The organism is uncultured Alcanivorax sp., assembly GCF_947258575.1.
Taxonomy (GTDB): domain Bacteria; phylum Pseudomonadota; class Gammaproteobacteria; order Pseudomonadales; family Alcanivoracaceae; genus Alcanivorax.
The window spans coordinates 188,028-208,472 of the sequence record NZ_CAMYIV010000006.1; the positions used below are offsets into that span (position 1 = coordinate 188,028).

A 20,445-nucleotide genomic window follows, 5' to 3' on the forward strand; every position below is an offset into this window, starting at 1 on the left:
TGCTTCCTCTGCGCCATATCCGTGCGCGCGTTGATAGGACAGGGCAGGAGTGGGCGTAAGCAAAAATGTGACTAGTGGCTGGCTTGACCATAACGAAGTGCTGTCAGGCCAATGTTTTCTTTCTTGAAAGCAGTTGATAATGATTCGCGTTAGGGTTAGCATGCCCACTAGAGATTGAGGGATGGCATTCTTATGTATGTATGCATTTGTAAGGGCATTACTGACAACCATATACGGGAAGCGGTCGGCAACGGCTGCGACAGCCTGCGTGATCTTCGTCGGGAACTTGGGGTTGGAAGTCAGTGTGGTAAATGTGCCCGTCATGCCCGCCAAGTGATGCGTGAAGCCCGTAGCGCCAACGAGGCCCCCTCATTCTCGCACCCTTCCCCTGACGGTGTGGTGGTTTACTGGCCGCAAACCGCATAACTAATCGTTCTCATTTGCATAAGCGCTTGTATTGCAAGCGCTTTTTTGCATTCCTGCCTTGTCTCTGTCATCCGCTTGCTGAACAATGGGGATTAACCCAAGTTTAGACCCAAGTTCATCGGACGGAGACACCCCCATGAAAGGCGACGCCAAGGCGATTGAGTACCTGAACCGGGCACTCGGCAACGAACTCGTAGCCATCAACCAGTACTTCCTGCATGCCAAAATGTACAAGGACTGGGGTCTCCAGGCGCTTTATGAGAAGGAGTACCACGAGTCCATCGACGAGATGAAACACGCGGACTGGCTGGTAGAGCGCATCCTGTTTCTGGAAGGCATTCCAAATCTGCAGGATCTGGGCAAGCTGATGATTGGTGAAAACACCAAAGAGATGCTTGAGTGCGATCTCAAGCTGGAAAAAATGGCGGTACCGGATCTGCGTGAAGGGATTGCCTACTGCGAATCCATTCAGGATTACATCAGCCGTAACCTGCTCAAGAACATTCTCGAATCCGAGGAAGAGCACATCGATTGGCTGGAAACCCAGCTTAGCCTGATCAAGCTGGTGGGCATTGAAAATTACCTGCAAAAACAAATGGAAACCGCAGAAGACTGATTGCTGAAGTTTTGAGCGACCGGCGCTTGACTCCCGGCGGGGCTTTGGGAATAATGCGCAGCCTCTCGGGGCGATACAGCAACGAGACATGCACCGGTAGCTCAGTTGGATAGAGCAACTGGCTACGAACCAGTAGGTCGGGGGTTCGAATCCTCCCCGGTGCGCCATATCCCTAAAAGGGCCCGCTACTTAGCGGGCCCTTTTTCGTTTCGGGCTGGCACAACATAAACCGCACCATCCCCCTTTCGCAGTGGTCCGGCACCGTCTGGGCCACGCCAATTGATCAAATCAATCACTCCCCCTGTACACTGGCCTCATTGCAGGTTGTCGACAATCCCTCTACATTCCCAGAAATCGACGAGAGACCTGGAGCGCTTCCCAATAACCCTGGCAGTGTTCCCGTGACGCCCGCTGACACGGCAGGCCGCCGCCTCTCGCCTGCGGTTACTCAAACCGCCACCGGAACCGTAAAGGAGTGTTCCATGAACACACTGATGGCTCAGGGCCTGGAGCTCATGCTGATCGGCATGGGTGTGGTCTTTTCCTTTCTGATTATTCTCGTGGCCGTAACGACGTTAATGTCGTTGCTGGTGAAACGCTTCGGGCAGGCGCCAGCCGTGAGCGCCGCGACAACGACCGCAGCACCCGCCGGAGACATGCCGTCCCCTGCGGTGATCAAGGCCATTGAAAAGGCGGTGCGTCAGCACCGGCAGTCCCAGCAATAACCGGAATTTTTCCATGAGTGATCACAAGCCTCTGGGCATCACCGATGTGGTGCTGCGCGACGCCCATCAGTCCCTGTTTGCCACGCGCATGCGTCTGGACGACATGTTGCCCATTGCCGCAGAACTGGACGACATCGGTTTCTGGTCCCTGGAATCCTGGGGCGGCGCCACCTTTGATGCCTGCATCCGTTATCTGGGCGAAGACCCCTGGGAGCGTATCCGCGAGCTGAAAAAGGCCATGCCCAATACGCCTCAGCAGATGTTGCTGCGCGGCCAGAACCTGCTCGGCTATCGGCACTACGCCGACGATGTGGTGGATGCCTTTGTGGAGCGCGCTGCGGAAAGTGGCGTGGATGTGTTCCGGGTGTTCGATGCCATGAACGACATGCGCAACATCGAGCGCGCTATCGCCGCCGTCATCAAACAGGGCAAACACGCCCAGGGCACCATCGCCTACACCGTCAGCCCGGTGCATACCCTGGATATGTGGGTAGAGCAGGGCAAAGTGATCGAGCAGATGGGCGCCCACTCCGTGGCCATCAAGGACATGGCCGGCCTGCTGCGCCCCAATGTGGCCTTTGAGCTGGTCAGCCGCCTCAAGCAGACGCTCTCCATTCCGGTGCACATGCAGTGCCACGCCACCACCGGTCTTTCCACGGCAACCGCACTGAAAGCCGCCGAGGCCGGCATTGATAATGTGGACACCGCCATCTCGTCCATGTCCATGACCTACGGCCACAGCCCCACCGAGTCCGTGGTGGCCATGCTGGAAGGCACCGACCGGGATACCGGCCTGGATCTGAAAAAACTCAATCGTATTGCCGGCTACTTCCGTGAAGTGCGCAAGAAGTACGCCCAGTTTGAAGGCAGCCTGCGCGGTGTGGATGCGCGCATCCTGGTCGCCCAGGTGCCCGGCGGCATGCTCACCAACATGGAAAGCCAGCTGAAAGAGCAGGGCGCCACCGACCGGTTCGACGAAGTGCTGCAGGAAATTCCCGCTGTGCGCGAAGACCTGGGCTTTATTCCCCTGGTCACGCCCACCTCCCAGATCGTCGGCACCCAGGCGGTGCTCAATGTGCTCTCCGGCGAACGCTACAAGGCACTGAGCAAGGAAACCCGTGGCGTACTGCGCGGCGAATACGGCGCGGCGCCAGCGGCCTTCAACAGCGAATTGCAGGCCCGTGCCCTGGACGGCGACGAGCCTGTCACCTGTCGCCCCGCCGACCTGATCGATGACGAAATGGACAGCCTGACCCGGGAAGTAGAAACCCTGGCCAGCGAAAAAGGGCTGCAACTGGCGGACGGCAAGCGCCGTATCGATGATGTGCTGACCTATGCGCTGTTTACGCAAATCGGCCTGCGGTTCCTGGAGCATCGCGGCGACCCCTCCGCGTTCGAGCCGGTCCCCGACGGCAAGGCGTTGCCTGTTGCCGGCAATAGCGACGGCGTTTATACCGTGGACGTGGATGGCCGGGAGTACACCGTCAAAGTCAGCGACGGTGGCGACGTGACAGGCATCAAGGCCCTGGGCGAAAGCGCCGGGGCCGGCCAGTCCAACCCGCCGGTGGTGCACAACCCGTCCCAGAGCACACCAATCCCGGCGCCCCTGGCCGGCAACATCTTCAAGGTGCTGGTGAAACCCGGCGACCGGGTTACCGAAGGGCAGAAGATCATGGTGCTGGAAGCCATGAAAATGGAAACCGACGTGTCCAGCCCGGAAGCGGGCATCGTCACCGAGATGGCGGTGAAAGAGGGCGATGCGGTCACCGTCGGCCAGACCCTGCTCAGCCTGGAGCCGGCCCATGGATAAATTGGAGACGCTTTGGCACAGCACCGGCCTGTTTCATCTGTCCGGTGGCCAGCTGATCATGCTGCTGGTCTGCCTCGGTCTGCTGTGGCTGGCCATCAACAAGAAATTCGAACCGCTATTATTATTGCCCATAGGCTTCGGCGGTCTGCTGGCCAACATCCCCGTGGCCGGGCTGGCGGAATCCGCCATCAGCCAGGCCATGCACTTCGGCAGCCAGGATCTGCTCGCCAGCATGGCCCAGGTGCTCGGCATGGATGCGGATGCCGGGCGAGAAGCGCTCTATAAAGCCGCTGAAGGCGCCGGGCCGGCAGTACAGGACCAACTTCACCACCTGGCGCAAAAAGCCAACTACGGCGATGGCATCCTCTACCTGATCTACACCGTGGGCCTGATGACCGGCATCTTCCCGCTGCTGATCTTCATGGGCGTGGGCGCCATGACCGACTTCGGCCCGCTGCTGGCCAACCCGCGCACCCTGTTGCTGGGCGCCGCAGCCCAGTTCGGCATCTTCGCGGCCCTGCTGGGGGCCCTGGCACTGAACTTCCTGGGCATGGAATTCTCCCTGGCGGATGCCGCGGCCATCGGCATCATCGGCGGCGCAGACGGCCCCACCTCCATCTATGTCACCACCAAGCTGGCCCCGGAGCTGCTCGGCGCCATTGCCGTGGCCGCCTATTCCTACATGGCCCTGGTGCCGATCATTCAGCCCCCCATCATTCGCGCCCTCACCACCGCCAAGGAGCGCACCATCAAGATGGAACAGCTGCGCCCGGTGAGCCAGACGGAGAAGATTCTCTTCCCCATTCTGCTGCTGGTTCTGGTGGCGTTGGTATTGCCCGATGCGGCGCCGCTGCTGGGCATGTTCTGCCTGGGTAACCTGATGAAGGAATCCGGCGTGGTCAGCCGCCTGGTGGATACCACCAGCAACGCGCTGATCAATATCGTCACCATCATGCTCGGCCTGGCAGTGGGCGCGAAACTCAGCGCCGAACAGTTCCTGGTCATGGAAACCCTGGGCATCCTGGTGCTGGGCCTGGTGGCCTTCATGATCGGCACCGCCACCGGCGTGCTCATGGCCAAACTGCTCAACCGCCTCAGCCGCCACCCGGTGAACCCCATCATCGGCGCCGCCGGCGTCTCCGCCGTGCCCATGGCCGCCCGCGTGGCCAACAAGGTGGGCCTGGAAGCCAACCCCCACAACTTCCTGCTCATGCACGCCATGGGCCCCAACGTAGCCGGCGTCATCGGCTCCGCCGTCGCCGCCGGCGTCCTCCTCAACTTCGCCGGCTAACCCGCGCGGCCCCAGGCCGCGCCACTCCAACCTCTCAACACCAACCTGTAGGAGCGGCGCTTGAGCCGCGAACCGCGCGTAGCGCGGAAATCGCCCGCAGGGCGATCAGGGATACCAGCCAACGAAACCCTCAAATGATACCAAGAGCCGGTATCGACCCTCCCAAAACAAATCCCTCCAGTTCTTACACCCATCGGGAACCCCTGCGCCTATAGTACGTCGAACAGCCAAACCCCGACGGAGCCACACCCTTGCCACCCGCCCTGCAAACCTTGACCGACAAGCTCTACCGGATCCGCCACCTGTGGGCGGTGATCAGCTTTGCGCTGGGGTTGAGCAGTTACTTCCTGGTGGAGCGCCAGCCCTGGCTGGCGGCGGTACTTACCGGCTTTCTGATCCTCAGCTGGTTGCTGCTGATTACCGAGAGCCTGTGGCAACAACGCCTGGCAGGCACCGCCATGGAGGGTATGTCCCAGGGCATGCTGAAGCTGCTGTTGCAGGCGGTTCACCAGGAGGCCTTCTTCTTCAGCCTGCCGTTCGTGCTGCTGCAATGGTCCGGCGGGGCGGAATACATCTTCTTCACCACCCTGGTGATCAGCGCCGCCCTGGTCAGCATCATCGACCCGCTGTACTTCTGGCTGGCCCGGCACCGGGCGCTGTACTTCGGCTTTCACGCCTGGGCGTTATTCGTGGCCTTGCTGGTGCTGCTGCCGCTGATCTTCCACTGGAGCACCGATGCCGCACTCACCTGGGCCGGTTGGCTCACCGCCCTGTTTGCGCTGCCCAGCTTCTGGCGCTTCGGCGGGCCGCGAAAATGGTTTCGCTGGGCGGGTTTGCTGGCCGTGTCCTGTGTGATCGCCCTGGCGCCACGCTGGCTGGCACCCCTGGTGCCACCGCTGACCCTGTCCCTGGAAGAGCGCGCCATGGCCCTGTCGTTCAACCGAGAGCAACGCCAACCCCTGGTCACCGGGCAAAGCTTCTCCAGCGACGAAGTCACCGCCGGCCTCTATGCCTACACCGCCATCAAGGCGCCGTTGGGGCTGGGGCAGGAGATTTACCATTACTGGTTCCAGAACGGCGAGCAGGTCGACCGGATTCCCCTCAAGCTCTACGGCGGCCGCGAATCCGGCTTTCGCACCTGGTCCCACAAACGCCATATCCCGGTGCCCTCACAAGGCCGCTGGCGAGTGGAAGTGCGCACAGCTGACAATCAGATCATCGGCGTCATGCGCTTCACCATCACACCCTGAGTTCAGTGGCTCCCAAGCGGCCCTTACCCCAACACTCTTCAACGCCTCAACCCCCCAACCCTCGTTGGAGCCTTGCTCGCAAGGCGAAGGGGCTGAAGTCACTGCCGTGCCTTCGAAACCCTCTGCGTCTTCGTAAGCTGGGCCCAGTGGTTCATTCAGACCCACTTGGGCGGTACCCCTCCAAACCGGTATCCGGACTATCCCGTGCTCAACAGAACGAGCCCTATCTTTGTAGGATATGGCTTACAGAAAATGCTAAACGGTTGATATAGAGTGGTTTTCAGAACGGGGTGATATCGGGGGAAGTCAGGAAATAGGCCGCTTCTTCGCGTTTTTTCAGACGAGAAGAGTTCTTGTTTGACGGCCTTGCGAATTTAAGTGTTTCTCCCGGAATTCATAAAAGAATTATGTCGAAGAAAGATATGTCGAATCGTTCGACTGAATACGCTGCCATGTTCACTAAGGAGAGTGCGGTGAAGCTTCAAGTAACAATCATTGCGGCGGCCGCCGCATTTGCGGTTGGCTGCGCGGCAACAGGCACCACCAGCGCAAAGCATGATGTCGTAACCAAAGCGGCGCCGGCACCAATAGCCGTCGAGCCGAAATGGGTGTCTCTGACAGAAGGAGCGGAGCTTAACTACGACGAGAACTACAAGTACCACCCTTCGGAAATGAAGCTCAGTAATGAGAGGCTGCTTCGCGGTGATGATTGGAACGGATACTTGAAGGCATATGTAGATTCATTCCCGCCGGAAAAGCGAGACACAATCCTTGAGGGCATTACTCGGCATGTAACTGACTACGATAAAGTCGAAGGATTCATTCGTTTTGAGCCAGTCCGCTATATGTCCGGGCCATATGCAAAGAAATCTTATGTGGCTGTGGTAGGGACTCTCCGCCCTGAAAAGGCAACTGTATTTCTTAAACTTCACTACTACGATGATTCTTGGCTTTTCGCCAAAAGCTTCAAGGTAGTAACAGACGGTGTTCCGTTTCAATCACCAGCCGTGAGATTCAATCGAGATAACTATGGCGGCAATGCTTGGGAGACCGCATATCTTGATCTGAGCAAGAAAAAGTATCGCGCCTTGGCTGATAAAATCGTTTCTTCCAAGGAGGCAATAATTCGCTTCCAGGGAAAACAGTACTACTCAGATTTAACCGTCACTGACCGTATGCGCGAAGATATTGGCTCCATGCTTAAGGCGCTTGATGTAATCGGTGCGAAGTGAACATAACAAACGGCTGGACCGGATAAATTTCCGCTGTCACCTTTTGTGCAGAATACGGCACAAAAGCCGCCATCAAAAATTCACCCGGTGAGCCGGACTATAACGCAATGGAGCAATACACATGAGAATCAATAAAGCGATCCTAATTGGCGCAACGATGTTGGCAATAGCGCTCCCAGTTATGGCCGATATGTTTACTCCTAGCCTTTCTTGCTCCACGCCTTATAAACCATATCAGTTCAACTCTCAGTGGGAGTTAGATAATTTCAATGATGAGGTTCAAAGTTTCAAGCGGTGCATTTCAGATTTTGTTGATGAGCAAAACGAAGCCGCTCGGAGGCATCAAGAAGCAGCCAGTGATGCCATTGATGAATGGAATAATTTTGTTAATTATGAGCTTAATTAAAAGCGTTATAACAAGGCGCTCAAGCAAGGACTGATCCTCTCCCCCTTTAGCGGACACCTTCTTCCTGCCCCAAAACCCTAAAACCGCACCTTTCCCAGCGGCACCAACAACAGCAAGCGGATCTAGGGTCAGGTCTACCATTTCCCGTTTTACTCGTTTTCAGAAGTGCAGGATTGAGAAAGGCGAGACCGGGATTTTAGACTTTTTATTTGGATGCTGTTGTCGCACTGTTAAGGCATAGAGTAATACGAAGACGGTTGTCCAAATGCGACTGATAAAACCCGCTCTCATCTACTTCACCCTGATCTTTGCCACAGGCTTCGCCCTGGCCATGATCCGCATTCCCTTCCTGGTGCCGCGACTTGGGGAACGCTGGGCTGAGCTGGTTGAATTGCCTTTCATATTGCTGGCCAGTTTTCTGGTGGCCCGCTGGCTGGTGCGGCGATTTGGGTTGGTGACGGTGATGCAGTGTATTGGCACTGGCTTGCCGGCCCTGTTGATGATGCTCAGTGCCGAGTTGGCGGTGATGCGGTTTCAAGGGCAGAGTCTGGGCGAGTATCTGGCCGGACGCGACCCGGTATCCGGTATGGCCTATCTCTTTTCTTTGCTGCTGTTTGCAGCCATGCCGTTGTTAGTCCGCCAGCAGGCCGTGAACCGGCTCTAAAACCGCACCTTCCCCAACGGCACCAACAACACCGCCGCCCCAATCAACGCCACTGCCGCCCCCAGCAACCCGGGCGCAAAACTCCCGCTGCTTTCCAGTAACCGCGCCGTCACCACCGGCCCCAGTATCTGCCCGACCCCATAGCAGGCCGTCAATGCGCCCAGGGCGGCGCTGGCGGCGTGGGGGGCCAGTTGGCGGCCGCAGTACATGCTCAGGGCGACCACGGCGGTGAAGGTGCCGCCCACCAGCAGGCCGCTGATGACCAGCCCGGTGAGGCCGGGTAGCCAGGCGGGGGCGCTGACGCCCAGGGCCTGAACCACCAGTGCGGTCATAAGTGCGTTGCGTTCGCTGGTGTGGCTGGCGAGTTTGCCCCACAGCAGGTTGGCGGGCACGGCGGCCAGGCCCACGGCCAGCCAGGTATAGAAGGCGGCGCTGTCCAGGCCCGGCAATTGCGCTTTGGCGATCACCGGCAGGTAGGTGGTGCTGGTGATGTAGCCGAAGCCGGCCAAGGTGTAGCTGGCGATCAGAAAGCCCAGGGCGGAGCGGTTCACCGGCGCCCGTTCGTGCTGACTGTGTTTGGCGTGGGGCAGGGCGGGGATGCGGCGCAGCAGTGGTAGCAGGACCAGGGCCAGGGCGCCACAGGCCAGCCACATGGTGGCGTAGCTGCCGTGCAGGGTTTCAATAAAAGCAACGGTGAGGGCGGCGATACTGATGCCCAGGCCGATGCCGGCATAGTGAATATTGCCGAGCCGGGCCCGCAGATGATTGGGCATGGCGCCCAGCACCAGGGCGGAACCGTTGACCATGATGATGGCGCTGGCTACCCCGGCCAGGAACCGGTTGATAGCCCAGGGCGTGAAGGTGGTGCTCAGGCCCATGAGCAGGCTGGTGACTACGCTCACCCACAGTGCCAGCCAGAACGCTGTGCGGGCCCGGTGGGCGGGTACCGCCATGGCGAGCATGGCGCCGGCCAGGTAGCCCCCATAGTTGATCGCCGCCAGGTAGCCGCCGCTGATGGCGGTGAGGGTGCTTTCCGCAATCATGTCGGGCAGGGCCGGGGTGAACAGGAAGCGGCCAATGCCCAGGGCAATCACCAGGCTGAAGGCGCCGGCTATGGCGGTGAGCAGGTGATCTCTTTCGGTGGTCGTCACGCAGTGTCTCGCAGGTAATCAAATGGGAAGGCGCACTCGGGAAAACCAATACAGGGCGACGTGCCGGGTCTCTCCGGTAATCCAGCGCGCAGCCTAACAGGCCATGGCGTCGTCGGCTTTATCATTCGAATGATGTTCATCATTCACCGCAGTGATAAATGCGGCTTTGGTCGCAAAGGCTCCCAAGCAGTGCGTGGTTTTTTCACCAGGTCGGGGCAAAACCCGGGGTTTGCGGCACGAAAGTGATGTTGCAGCAAAAGCGTGATGCATTTTGGTGAGGCGGGACTGACTCACAACGGTGCCGGCTGGGCAATAAGCGGGCGCTGAAGCCGGCCCGGCTTGCACCCGGTATCGGTAACGTCATGAAAAATCAGCCTTTTCAAAACTGGCACAGCATTTGCCTTATGACAGGGTAAGCACAACCACTGCGTTGTGCGCGAGATAACCATCTGTGTGGTCAACGGCGACCACACTCCGATGCGAGCAAAGGCGCTCAAAGATTCCTGCCAATGGTGGCGGGACGCTTTGAGCGCTTTTTTTATGCCCGAAAAAAACGGGCAGAAGAGGGAAGGATGATGAAAGGTTTCAAGAAAACATTCTGTGGTGTGTTGGCCGCGATGACACTGGGCCTGTCGGCAACGTCCGTGGCGGATGATGCGGTGGGCTGGCCGGAAAAGGCCGACCTCAAGTTCGGTTTTATCAAGCTGACGGATATGGCGCCGCTGGCCATTGCCTACGAGAAAGGCTACTTCGAGGAAGAAGGCCTGTTCGTGACCCTGGAAGCCCAGGCCAACTGGAAGGTGCTGCTGGACCGGGTGATTGATGGTCAGCTGGATGGCGCTCACATGCTGGCCGGCCAGCCGTTGGGGGCGACCATCGGGTATGGCACCGAAGCCCATATCATTACCGCCTTCAGCATGGATCTGAACGGTAACGGCATTACCGTTTCCAACTCCGTCTGGGAAGAAATGAAAAAGCATATTCCCAGCAAGGATGGCAAACCGGTGCATCCCATCAAGGCCGACACCCTTAAGCCGGTGGTGGAGCAATACAAGGACGCCGGCAAGTCTTTCAAGATGGGCATGGTGTTTCCGGTGTCCACCCATAACTACGAGCTGCGTTACTGGCTCGCCGCCGGTGGCCTGAACCCGGGCTACTACGCGCCGCACAAGGGCGATACCAGCGGCCAGTTGCAGGCAGACGTGTTGCTGTCAGTGACACCGCCGCCGCAAATGCCCGCCACCCTGGAAGCCGGCACCATTCATGGCTACTGCGTGGGTGAGCCCTGGAACCAGCAAGCCGTGTTCAAGGGCATCGGTGTGCCGGTGATTACCGATTACGAAATCTGGAAAAACAATCCGGAAAAAGTCTTCGGGGTCAGCAAGGCCTGGGCGGAGGAATATCCCAACACCCACATCCGTGTGGTCAAGGCGATGATCCGCGCCGCCAAGTGGCTGGACGAAAACAACAACGCCAACCGCCCGGAAGCAGTGAAGATCCTGTCCCGCCCCAACTATGTGGGCGCCGACTATGACGTGATCGCCAACTCCATGACCGGCACCTTCGAGTACGAGAAAGGCGACAAGCGGGAGATTCCGGACTTCAACGTGTTTTTCCGTCACAACGCCACCTATCCCTACTACTCCGATGCCATCTGGTACCTGACGCAAATGCGTCGCTGGGGACAGATCAGCGAGAGCAAGCCGGACAGCTGGTACATGGATATCGCGAAAAAAGTGTATCGCCCGGACATCTACACCCAGGCGGCCAAGTCACTGATTGCCGAAGGCAAGATGAGCGCCGATGAATTCCCGGACTTCGCCAGCGAAGATGGCTTCAAGCCGCCGCAGAGCGAGTTCATCGACAACGTCACCTATGACGGCCGCAAGCCCAACGAGTACCTGAGCAAGTTCCCCATCGGCCTGAAAGACGGCGACACCCTGTAACCGGGGACCCGAGAGGAAGGAGACAACCATGGTGACCCTGACATTTCCGACCTGGATGGAACCCTACCGCGCACTGGCCACGGGCAAGGTATCCCGTGACCAGTGGCAAGCGCTGATGCGCCAGCTGCTGTGGCCGGTGCTGGGGATAGGCCTGTTCCTGCTCCTGTGGCAGTTCGCGGCCCAGCGTATTGATACCTCGCTGGGTCAGTTCCCCGGCCCGGCCCAGGTCTGGGAGCAGGCGGGCAATCTGGTCAGTGAACACCAGCAGTCCCGTGAGCGGGAAGTGGCGTTTTATGAGCGGCAGGAAAAGTACATTGCCGCCCGGCTGCAACAGCAGCCGGACTGGGAGCCGGTCACCCGGGATTACACCGGTGCGCCTACCTTCTTTGATCAGATCGGTACCAGCCTGATCACGGTGATGAGTGGGTTTCTGCTGGCGTCGATGATCGCCATTCCGCTGGGCATCGTCATCGGCCTGAGCAGCACCGTGCATGCAGCGGTGAACCCGCTGGTGCAGCTGTTCAAGCCGGTGTCGCCGCTGGCCTGGTTGCCGCTGGTGACCATGGTGGTGAGTGCGCTGTATGTGAGCGATGACCCGATGGTGTCCAAATCCTTTCTCACTTCCATGTTCACGGTTTCCCTGTGCTGCCTGTGGCCCACGCTCATGAATACGGCGGTGGGGGTCACCTCGGTCAGCCAGGATCTGACCAATGTATCCCGAGTGCTGCGACTCAATGCTCTCAGCCATGTGCGCAAGATCGTGCTGCCGTCGGCGCTGCCGATGATGTTCACCGGCCTGCGTCTGAGCCTGGGGATCGCCTGGATGGTGTTGATCGCCGCCGAGATGCTGGCGCAGAACCCGGGCCTGGGGAAATTCGTCTGGGATGAATTCCAGAACGGCAGTTCCCAGTCCCTGGGCCGGATCATGGTGGCGGTGATCGTCATCGGCCTGATCGGCTTCCTGCTGGACCGCCTGATGCTGATGCTGCAGCGCGCGCTGGTGTGGGACAAAGCTTCAGCACAACGCTAGCAGCTGAAAGGAGAATCAACATGAAAGCCTTACTGGAACTGTCCAACGTGGGCATGCAATTCGATACCCCGAAGGGCAGCTTTGAAGCCCTGAAGGATGTGAATCTGAAAATTGCCGACGGTGAGTTCGTGTCCCTGATCGGTCACTCCGGCTGCGGGAAATCCACGGTGCTCAATATCGTCGCCGGCCTGCTGCACTCCACCGACGGCGGGGTGATTCTGGACAAGCAGGAAGTCACCGAACCCGGCCCGGAGCGGGCCGTGGTGTTCCAGAACCATTCGCTGCTGCCCTGGCTTACGTCGTTTGAAAACGTGGAGCTTGCGGTGAAGCAGGTCTTCAAGAAGACCAAGAGCCGGGCGGAAATTCGCGACTGGGTGGAGCACAACCTGGAGCTGGTGCACATGGCCCATGCCATGCACAAGAAGCCGGATGAAATTTCCGGTGGCATGAAGCAGCGCGTGGGCATCGCTCGGGCCCTGGCCATGCAGCCCCAGGTGTTGCTGATGGACGAACCCTTCGGGGCGCTGGATGCCCTGACCCGGGCCCACCTGCAGGATTCGTTGATGGAGATCCATGCTCAGCTGGGCACCACGGTGATCATGATTACCCACGATGTGGACGAGGCGGTGTTGCTGTCAGACCGCATTGTGATGATGACCAATGGGCCGTCCGCCACCATCGGCGAGATTCTGGATGTGAAGGTGCCGCGTCCACGGGACCGCCTGGCCCTGGCCGACGATCCCACCTTCGTCCGTTGTCGTCAGCAGGTGCTGCAATTCCTGTACGAGAAACAGCGCAAGGTGGAGCCGCTGCCCAAGCGTACTGACGCTGAGACTGGCGCCGTGCGAAAACGGGCCTGATAACCGTTCATGACTGATTTGATTCGCCTGCTTTTTCGCACACGGAAAAGCGGGCAGGGGGAAGGTGTGCCTGATTTCAGCACATCACTGTTTTTTATTTTGGGACGTTACATCGAGGAAATGACCATGAAATATTCTGCCATTGCTGCCGGCGTTATCCTTTCCACGCTCGGCTTTTCGGGGACGGCTCACGCCGAAGACGATGCGTTTATCACTGCGTTGAAAGAGGGCAAGCCGCTACTGAATCTGCGCTTGCGCCATGAGGAAGTGGATAGCGACGGTGCCGCGGAAGACGCCCAGGCACTCACCCTGCGCACCCGGCTGGGCTATCAAAGCGGCACGCTGCACGGTTTTGATGTGTTGGGGGAGTTTGAAGACACCCGCATTGTTGGAAAAGTCGATAACTTTGCACCGCACATGACGGGTTACCCGGTGATTGCCGATCCGGAAGTCACCGAGCTGAACCGGGCGGCGGTACGCTATACCGGTAGCGATGCCCTCGACGGCCTGGTGGCCACCTATGGCCGCCAGCGCATCATTTACGATAACGCCCGCTTCGTCGGCAACGTGGGCTGGCGCCAGGACGAGCAGACCTTTGATGGCGCCAAGTTGGATTACGGGACCGGTGATTTTTCTTTCTCAACGGCCTATCTCACCCAGGTAAACGGCATTACGCCCAAGTTCGATGCCAATGTGTCCAATACCCTGTTTAACGCCAGCTGGGCGGGAATGCCAGGGGGATCACTCACCGCCTACGGCTACCTGCTGGAAACCGATAACGTGCCCGATTCCGATAACGACACCTACGGCCTGCGGTATGCCGGTGCCTTCGATTTGGATGCCGTAAAGCTGCTTCTCACCCTGGAAGGCGCCCAGCAAGAGGTGGAAGCCGGCGATACCGAGTACTACTTCGCCGAAGTGGGCGCAGAAATGGCCGGGGTCACCGTGAAAATGGCGCAGGAAGTGCTGGGCTCTGATGACGGCCAGATTGCTTTCCAGACGCCGCTGGCCACCAAGCACGCCTTCAACGGCTGGGCGGACCAGTTCCTGGTCACCCCGGCGGATGGTCTGAAAGACAGCTTTGTCAGTGTCGGCACCAAACTGGCCGGGTTCAAGCTGGCGGCGGTGTATCACGACTTCCAGGCCGAAGAAGGCAGCAGTGACTACGGCACGGAAACCAACCTGCTGGTGGCACGGCCCATCGGCAAGCACTACGTGGTGGGCCTGAAATACGCCGACTACAACGCCGATGATTTCGGTGCCGATACACAAAAACTGTGGGCCTGGGCCGAACTGAAGCTCTGACCAATACAGCGCCGTTTTAGCGCCGCAGAGTGCACTGTCATGGTGCGCTTTGCGGGTGCTGTTGTGGTGAATAAGGAATAGCAAACAAAAACAGCGAGTTAAACCACCCATGACTGGCACAACCGTTGCAAACCACTCCAGTAACACTCAATCCCTGGATGCTTCCGACACTATGGCCCTGAAAATCATGCTGGTGGATGACCAGCCACCGCGCGCCGCCATTCTGGAACGTGCCCTGATCGACGAAGGGCACGAGATCCTCTGTCGCCTGACCAGTGCCGCGGGGCTGGCGGAGAAGGTGCATTCCAGTAACCCGGATGTGGTGATTGTGGACATGGACGCGCCGGACCGGGACACCCTGGAAAGCATGGCACTGGTGCAGCGGGATATGCCGCGGCCCATGGTCATGTTCTGCAACCAGGACGATGAGGATCTGATCGTGGCGGCCCTGCGTGCCGGCGTCAGTGCCTATGTGGCCGGGGAAACCGATCTGGCCCGGGTGCGTGGCGTGATGCGCGTGGCCACCGCCCGTTTCCGGGAATACCAGGCACTGCGCGAAGAGCTGGAACAGACCCGCGAAGCGCTGGCGGAACGCAAGATCATCGAGCGGGCCAAGGGCCTGCTGATGCAACGCCGCCGCCTCAATGAGCAGGATGCCTACAGCACCCTGCGGCGCCAGGCCATGAATACCGGTCAGCCATTAATCCAGGTGGCCAGATCAGTGCTGGATTATGCCGAGATGCTGAAAGCGCAGGGGTGATGGAATTGGCCAGCTTTCCCTGTGGGAGTGATGGTTCCATCGCGAATTATCTTGCCATTGTCGGTTGAGAGTCGCGGTCGCACCCGCAGGGCATAGCAAACGACTGGCCCCACAAAAAACGGAGCGAGCATGAGAAGAGTGAGCCCATTGAAAAAATCACGCAGCCTGATCGAGGCACCCAGCAAAAAAGTATGGCGTGCTACACCGGCTGAAGGTGTTCAGGTGGTCAAGCGTCAGGCATCCAGCGTTCGTCGTCAGCCCCTTGCGGAGCCAACCCCATGAAAATCCGTATCGGCTATATGCCGCTCACCGACAGCTTGCCGTTAGTTGTGGCCCAGGAAGCGGGCTACTTCGCGGCGGAAGGGTTGGATGTGGAGCTGCAGCCGGAGTGGAGCTGGGCCAGCCTGCGTGATCGTTTGCTGGTGGGCCAGCTCGATGCAGCCCCCATGCTGGCGCCCATGATGATGGCCACGTCGCTGGGGCTGGGGTGTATCAAGAAACCCCTGGCCACGGCATTCTCCATGGGGCTGAACGGCAACGGTATTACCGTGTCACCCATGTTGTTTCAGGGGCTGTGTGCCTTGTCTGAAGGGCCCACGCCCAACGACATGGCCAGTGCCATGAACAAGCTGGTGGCGGCCCGTGCCAGTAGTGGCGAGTCGCCGCTGGTGCTGGCGGTGGTGTTTCCGTTTTCCTGTCATGCCTATCAATTACGTCACTGGCTGAGCGTCGCCGGGCTGGATCCGGACCACGATGTGAAGCTGGTGGTGTTGCCGCCCTCGCAGATGGTAGATCACCTGCGCATGGGGCATATCGATGGTTTCTGTGTGGGCGAACCCTGGAACAGTCTGGCGGCGTTAACCGGCGCCGGGCACTGCATTCTTTCCGGTTACCAGATCTGGGAAAACGCACCGGAAAAAGTGCTGGCGGTGTCCCGTGACTGGGTGGCCCGTAATCCCGGGCCTCATCGCGCCATGTTGCGGGCACTCTATAAGGCCGCTCGCCATGCCGACGAGCATTTGCTGGAGAGCCTGTCGCTACTGGCGCATCCGGCCTGGCTGGATGTGCCGGCGGAAATCATTCGCGCACCGTTCAGCCAGCGCCTGCCCGGTGGCTTGACCGGACAACCGTTTCCGGCCCATCACTTCCATGTGTTCGCCGGTTTCCACGCCAATTTCCCCTGGCGATCTGACGCCCGTTTCCTGCTGGAAGAAATGCAGCGTTGGCGTCAGTGCAGCCTGGAAGAAACCCAGACCTTTGCTGCCCAATGCTACCGCACCGACCTGTTCCGCGACGCCCTGGCGGACCTCACCAGCCTGCCATTGATGGACAGCAAACCGGACGAGCGCCACGCAGGCCACTGGCAGTTACCCGGCGAACCCAAGCCGGTAGAGCTGGGGCCGGACCGGTTGTTGAAAGTGATTGAAGCGGAGGAGGGGGCGGCCGAATAGAACCCGCCCCGTTGGAGCTTTGCTCGCAAAGCGAAGGCGTTTGGTTTGGCACTGAGCCAGCTTCTTGCCTTTCGCCTTGCGAGCAAGGCTCCAACGGGGGCGTTGGTTTCGGTTTCGTTAGAGGATGTTTAACCCGCTTCGCGCAGCTGCTTGGCCGCATCCACCATGTTGGCCAACGCGCCCTGGGTTTCTTCCCACTTGCGGGTTTTCAGGCCGCAGTCCGGGTTGACCCACAGCCGTTCCTTCGGCAGTCGCTCGCCGGCTTTTTCCATCAGTTGCACCATCCAGCCCACATCCGGTTCATTGGGGGAGTGGATGTCGTACACGCCCGGGCCAATGTCGTTGGGGTACTGGAAATCCCGGAAGGCATCCAGCAGCTCCATGTTGGAGCGGGACGTTTCGATGGTGATCACGTCTGCATCCAGAGCGGCGATGGCCTCGATGATGTCGTTGAACTCCGAGTAACACATATGGGTGTGGATCTGGGTGTCGTCGGCCACGCCCACGGTGGCCAGGCGGAAACAGTCCACGGCCCAGTCCAGGTACTGGCCCCAGTCTGCCTTGCGCAGCGGCAGGCCTTCGCGCAGGGCGGGTTCGTCAATCTGGATCACCTTGATGCCGGCGGTTTCCAGGTCCTGCACTTCATCGCGCAGGGCCAGGGCGATCTGGCGACAGGTATCGGCGCGAGGCTGGTCATCGCGCACGAAAGACCACTGCAAAATGGTCACCGGCCCGGTGAGCATGCCTTTTACCGGTTTGTCGGTGAGTGACTGGGCGTATTGCGCCCAGGCCACGGTCATCGCTTCGGGGCGTTGCACGTCGCCGAAGATGATCGGCGGTTTCACACAGCGCGAGCCATAGCTCTGCACCCAGCCGAAGCGGGTGAAGACAAAACCATCCAGCAGTTCACCGAAGTATTCCACCATGTCGTTGCGTTCGGCTTCGCCGTGCACCAGCACATCCAGTTCCACCTCTTCCTGGTAACGAATGCAGCGGGCAATTTCCTGCTTCATCTGCTCGTTGTAGGTGGCGTCGTCCAGGCGACCGGTTTTCCAGTCGCGGCGGGCGGTGCGGATCTCCCGGGTCTGCGGGAAGGAGCCGATGGTGGTGGTGGGGAAGGCGGGCAATTGCAGCGACTTCTGTTGTTTGGCAATGCGTTCGGCAAAGGGGCTGTGGCGGTCGCGGGATATCTCGCCAGCGGCGGCCAGCCGTTTGGCGACTACCGGGTTATGAATGCGGTTGGACAAGCTGCGAGCCTGCAGGGCTTCGCGCTGACGCTGCAAGCCGGCATTGACGCTGCTGTCGCCATCGAGCGCGCCGCCCAGCAGGGCCAGCTCCTGCAGTTTTTGTTTGGCGAAGCTCAGCCAGCTTTTCAGTTCGCTATCCAGCTTGTCTTCCTGATCCAGATCCACCGGGCTGTGCAGCAGGGAACAGGAGGGCGCCAGCCACAGGCGATCGCCCAGTTCGTTGCGCAGGGAAATCAGCGCATCCAGAGCGGCATCCAGATCTGTGCGCCAGATATTGCGGCCATTGATGTAACCCAGCGACAGCACCTTGTCACCCAGTCGCGGCACCACCTGACCAAGATCATCGTTGCCGCGCACCCGGTCCAGGTGCAGGCCATCCACGGGCAGTTCCAGGGCGGTGAAGAGATTGTTTTCCAGGCCACCGAAGTAGGTGGCCAGCAGCAACTTGCAGTCACTGGCGGCGGCGAGCTGGTCGTAGACACGCAGGTAGCTGCGCTGCCAGCTGTCGGGCAGGTCCAGCACCAGGATCGGTTCATCGATCTGTACCCATTCCACGCCCTGATCCGCAAACCGCTGCAGGATCTGGCGGTACACGGGGATCAGGCTGTCCAGCAGGGCCAGCTTGCTGCTGTCGTCGGCGCCATCAAAGCTGTCGCCCTTGCTCAGGTACAGATAGGTGAGTGGGCCGGGGATCACTGGCTTGGGGGCGTGGCCTTGGGCTTTGGCGTCTTCTACCTGATCGAACAGGCTTTCCCGGGCAATGCGGAAGGTCTGGTCTGCCGCCAGTTCCGGCACGATGTAGTGGTAGTTGGTATCAAACCACTTGGTCATTTCACAGGCTGCCGCCGGCGTGCCGGTGGGGGCACGACCACGGGCCATGCGGAACAGGGTGTCCAGGCTGACCGGTTCGTCGTTGTTCTGCTGGAAGCGGTTTGGCACCACGCCCAACAGGCAGGAAAATTCCAGAATCTGGTCATACCAGGCGAAATCGCCCACCGGCACCAGATCCAGGCCGGCATCGGCCTGCAGCGTCCAGTGCCGTTCACGCAGGCTCTTGCCCACATGCTCCAGCTCGCTCTGTTGCAGATCGCCGGCCCAGTAGGCTTCCTGTGCCTGTTTCAGTTCCCGGCGTGCGCCGATACGGGGAAATCCCAGGTTGTGCAGGGTGGTCATGATGACATCCTTGGTTTGCTTGTACGCAACAGGTCTGCACGAGGACACACCGGAGTGAGTCCACGTGCAGACATCGATGGGGCTATTGTGTGCGCGATGCCACTTGAGGCAAAATCAAATATCTAATTATGAATATGAGATATTCTCATGCTGGAAGTGCGACACCTGACCACCCTGCTGGCCATCGAAGAGGCCGGTTCTCTGATGGAAGCGGCGGAACGCCTTCATGTGACCCAGTCTGCGCTGTCTCATCAGCTCAAGGATCTGGAGGGGAGGCTCGGTGCGGCCTTGTTGGTCCGGCGCACGCGACCGGTGCGATTCACGACTGCCGGTTTGCGGGTATTGGCCCTGGCGCGGGAGGTGTTGCCGAGAGTGCAGCAAACTGAAAGGGAGCTGAAACGGCTGGCAGCTGGCCAGACCGGGCGCCTGCACATCGCCATTGAGTGCCACTCCTGCTTCCAGTGGCTGATGCCGGCCCTGGATGCGTTCCGTGAACACTGGCCGGAGGTGGAGCTGGATCTGTCTGCGGCGTTCAGCTTTGCGCCCTTACCGGCGCTGGTGCGTGGTGATCTGGACATGGTGATCACCTCTGACCCGGTGGAAAACGAGGCGGTGAAATACCTGCCCCTGTTCCGCTACGAGCTGGTGCTGGCGGTGTCGCGGCAGTCGCCGCTGGCGGCAAGCAAGTGGATTGAACCGGAAGATATTACCGACCAGACCCTGATTACCTACCCGGTGGAGCGGGAGCGGCTGGACGTGTTCACCGCCTTCCTCAACCCGGCCAACGCGGAACCCGCCGCCATCCGCACCGCCGAGCTCACCCCCATGACCGCACAACTGGTGGCGGCGGGCCGTGGCGTGGCCGCGTTACCGAACTGGGCTCTCACCGAATACACCGAGCACGACCTGCTGAAAACCGTGCGGCTGGGTGAGAAGGGCGTCTGGCGCACGCTGTATGCGGCCGTGCGGGTGGAGGATGATCACACCCCGTACATGCAGGAATTCTGGGAAACCGCCAAGGAATTGTGTTTCAAGACATTGAGCGGTGTGCGGGCGGTGAAAGGCAGTTAACCCTTTCCTGTAGGAGCTATGCTTGCATGGC

18 protein-coding genes and 1 tRNA gene are annotated in these 20,445 nt (G+C 59.6%); 17 read left to right on the forward strand and 2 right to left on the reverse strand.

What is annotated here, in order from left to right:
* Window positions 1–192: 192 nt before the first annotated feature.
* The 10 genes from Q0Y02_RS07435 (at window position 193) to Q0Y02_RS07480 (ending at window position 8,420) form a co-directional block, all read left to right on the forward strand.
* Complete coding sequence (locus tag Q0Y02_RS07435) at window positions 193–426, forward strand: bacterioferritin-associated ferredoxin (RefSeq protein WP_297766609.1); 234 nt, start codon at window positions 193–195, stop codon at window positions 424–426.
* Between the two features lie 136 nt (window positions 427–562).
* Window positions 563–1,042: a bacterioferritin gene (gene bfr / locus Q0Y02_RS07440; protein ID WP_297766611.1), complete on the forward strand. Its 480-nt coding sequence runs from the start codon at window positions 563–565 to the stop codon at window positions 1,040–1,042.
* Between the two features lie 90 nt (window positions 1,043–1,132).
* A tRNA-Arg gene (locus Q0Y02_RS07445) sits at window positions 1,133–1,209 on the forward strand.
* A 315-nt stretch (window positions 1,210–1,524) separates the two neighbouring features.
* Window positions 1,525–1,767: an OadG family protein gene (locus Q0Y02_RS07450; RefSeq protein WP_052042634.1), complete on the forward strand. Its 243-nt coding sequence runs from the start codon at window positions 1,525–1,527 to the stop codon at window positions 1,765–1,767.
* 13 nt (window positions 1,768–1,780) lie between these two features.
* Complete coding sequence (oadA, locus tag Q0Y02_RS07455) at window positions 1,781–3,577, forward strand: sodium-extruding oxaloacetate decarboxylase subunit alpha (RefSeq protein WP_297766617.1); 1,797 nt, start codon at window positions 1,781–1,783, stop codon at window positions 3,575–3,577.
* Window positions 3,570–4,868, forward strand: a complete 1,299-nt coding sequence (locus Q0Y02_RS07460) for a sodium ion-translocating decarboxylase subunit beta (RefSeq protein WP_297766620.1) — start codon at window positions 3,570–3,572, stop codon at window positions 4,866–4,868. The genes oadA and Q0Y02_RS07460 overlap by 8 nt, the downstream gene beginning before the upstream one ends.
* A 251-nt stretch (window positions 4,869–5,119) precedes the next feature.
* On the forward strand, window positions 5,120–6,118 hold the full coding sequence (locus tag Q0Y02_RS07465) for a DUF5924 family protein (RefSeq protein ID WP_297766622.1): 999 nt from the start codon (window positions 5,120–5,122) through the stop codon (window positions 6,116–6,118).
* A gap of 353 nt (window positions 6,119–6,471) precedes the next feature.
* On the forward strand, window positions 6,472–7,350 hold the full coding sequence (locus tag Q0Y02_RS07470; RefSeq protein ID WP_297766625.1) for a hypothetical protein: 879 nt from the start codon (window positions 6,472–6,474) through the stop codon (window positions 7,348–7,350).
* A gap of 121 nt (window positions 7,351–7,471) precedes the next feature.
* Window positions 7,472–7,756 (forward strand): hypothetical protein, encoded by a 285-nt coding sequence (locus Q0Y02_RS07475; RefSeq protein WP_297766628.1) that lies wholly within the window; start codon window positions 7,472–7,474, stop codon window positions 7,754–7,756.
* A 265-nt stretch (window positions 7,757–8,021) separates the two neighbouring features.
* Window positions 8,022–8,420 (forward strand): hypothetical protein, encoded by a 399-nt coding sequence (locus Q0Y02_RS07480; RefSeq protein WP_297766632.1) that lies wholly within the window; start codon window positions 8,022–8,024, stop codon window positions 8,418–8,420.
* Here the strand turns inward: Q0Y02_RS07480 and Q0Y02_RS07485 are convergent.
* On the reverse strand, window positions 8,417–9,571 hold the full coding sequence (locus Q0Y02_RS07485) for a YbfB/YjiJ family MFS transporter (RefSeq protein WP_297766635.1): 1,155 nt from the start codon (window positions 9,569–9,571) through the stop codon (window positions 8,417–8,419). The genes Q0Y02_RS07480 and Q0Y02_RS07485 overlap by 4 nt on opposite strands.
* Before the next feature lie 617 nt (window positions 9,572–10,188).
* Between Q0Y02_RS07485 and Q0Y02_RS07490 the strand changes: the two genes are divergently transcribed.
* From Q0Y02_RS07490 to Q0Y02_RS07515, 6 genes are all read left to right on the forward strand, one after another.
* A complete protein-coding gene (locus tag Q0Y02_RS07490; RefSeq protein ID WP_297766720.1) occupies window positions 10,189–11,517 on the forward strand; it encodes a CmpA/NrtA family ABC transporter substrate-binding protein in 1,329 nt (442 codons plus the stop codon).
* A 28-nt stretch (window positions 11,518–11,545) separates the two neighbouring features.
* Window positions 11,546–12,547, forward strand: a complete 1,002-nt coding sequence (locus Q0Y02_RS07495; protein ID WP_297766638.1) for an ABC transporter permease — start codon at window positions 11,546–11,548, stop codon at window positions 12,545–12,547.
* Window positions 12,548–12,567: 20 nt separating this feature from the next.
* Entirely contained in the window at window positions 12,568–13,407 is an 840-nt protein-coding gene (locus Q0Y02_RS07500) for an ABC transporter ATP-binding protein (protein WP_297766641.1), read from the forward strand.
* Between the two features lie 126 nt (window positions 13,408–13,533).
* Entirely contained in the window at window positions 13,534–14,712 is a 1,179-nt protein-coding gene (locus Q0Y02_RS07505; protein ID WP_297766643.1) for an alginate export family protein, read from the forward strand.
* Window positions 14,713–14,821: 109 nt separating this feature from the next.
* Window positions 14,822–15,472, forward strand: coding sequence for an ANTAR domain-containing protein (locus Q0Y02_RS07510; protein WP_297766644.1), 651 nt, complete (start codon window positions 14,822–14,824; stop codon window positions 15,470–15,472).
* Between the two features lie 278 nt (window positions 15,473–15,750).
* Complete coding sequence (locus Q0Y02_RS07515; RefSeq protein WP_297766645.1) at window positions 15,751–16,923, forward strand: CmpA/NrtA family ABC transporter substrate-binding protein; 1,173 nt, start codon at window positions 15,751–15,753, stop codon at window positions 16,921–16,923.
* Window positions 16,924–17,051: 128 nt separating this feature from the next.
* Here the strand turns inward: Q0Y02_RS07515 and metE are convergent, their stop codons facing one another.
* The gene (gene metE, locus Q0Y02_RS07520; protein WP_297766647.1) at window positions 17,052–19,343 is read right to left on the reverse strand and encodes a 5-methyltetrahydropteroyltriglutamate--homocysteine S-methyltransferase; all 2,292 of its coding nucleotides are present in this window, start codon (window positions 19,341–19,343) and stop codon (window positions 17,052–17,054) included.
* A gap of 147 nt (window positions 19,344–19,490) precedes the next feature.
* Here metE and Q0Y02_RS07525 point away from each other — a divergent pair, with 147 nt between their 5' ends.
* Entirely contained in the window at window positions 19,491–20,414 is a 924-nt protein-coding gene (locus Q0Y02_RS07525) for a LysR family transcriptional regulator (RefSeq protein WP_297766648.1), read from the forward strand.
* Window positions 20,415–20,445 lie beyond the last annotated feature (31 nt).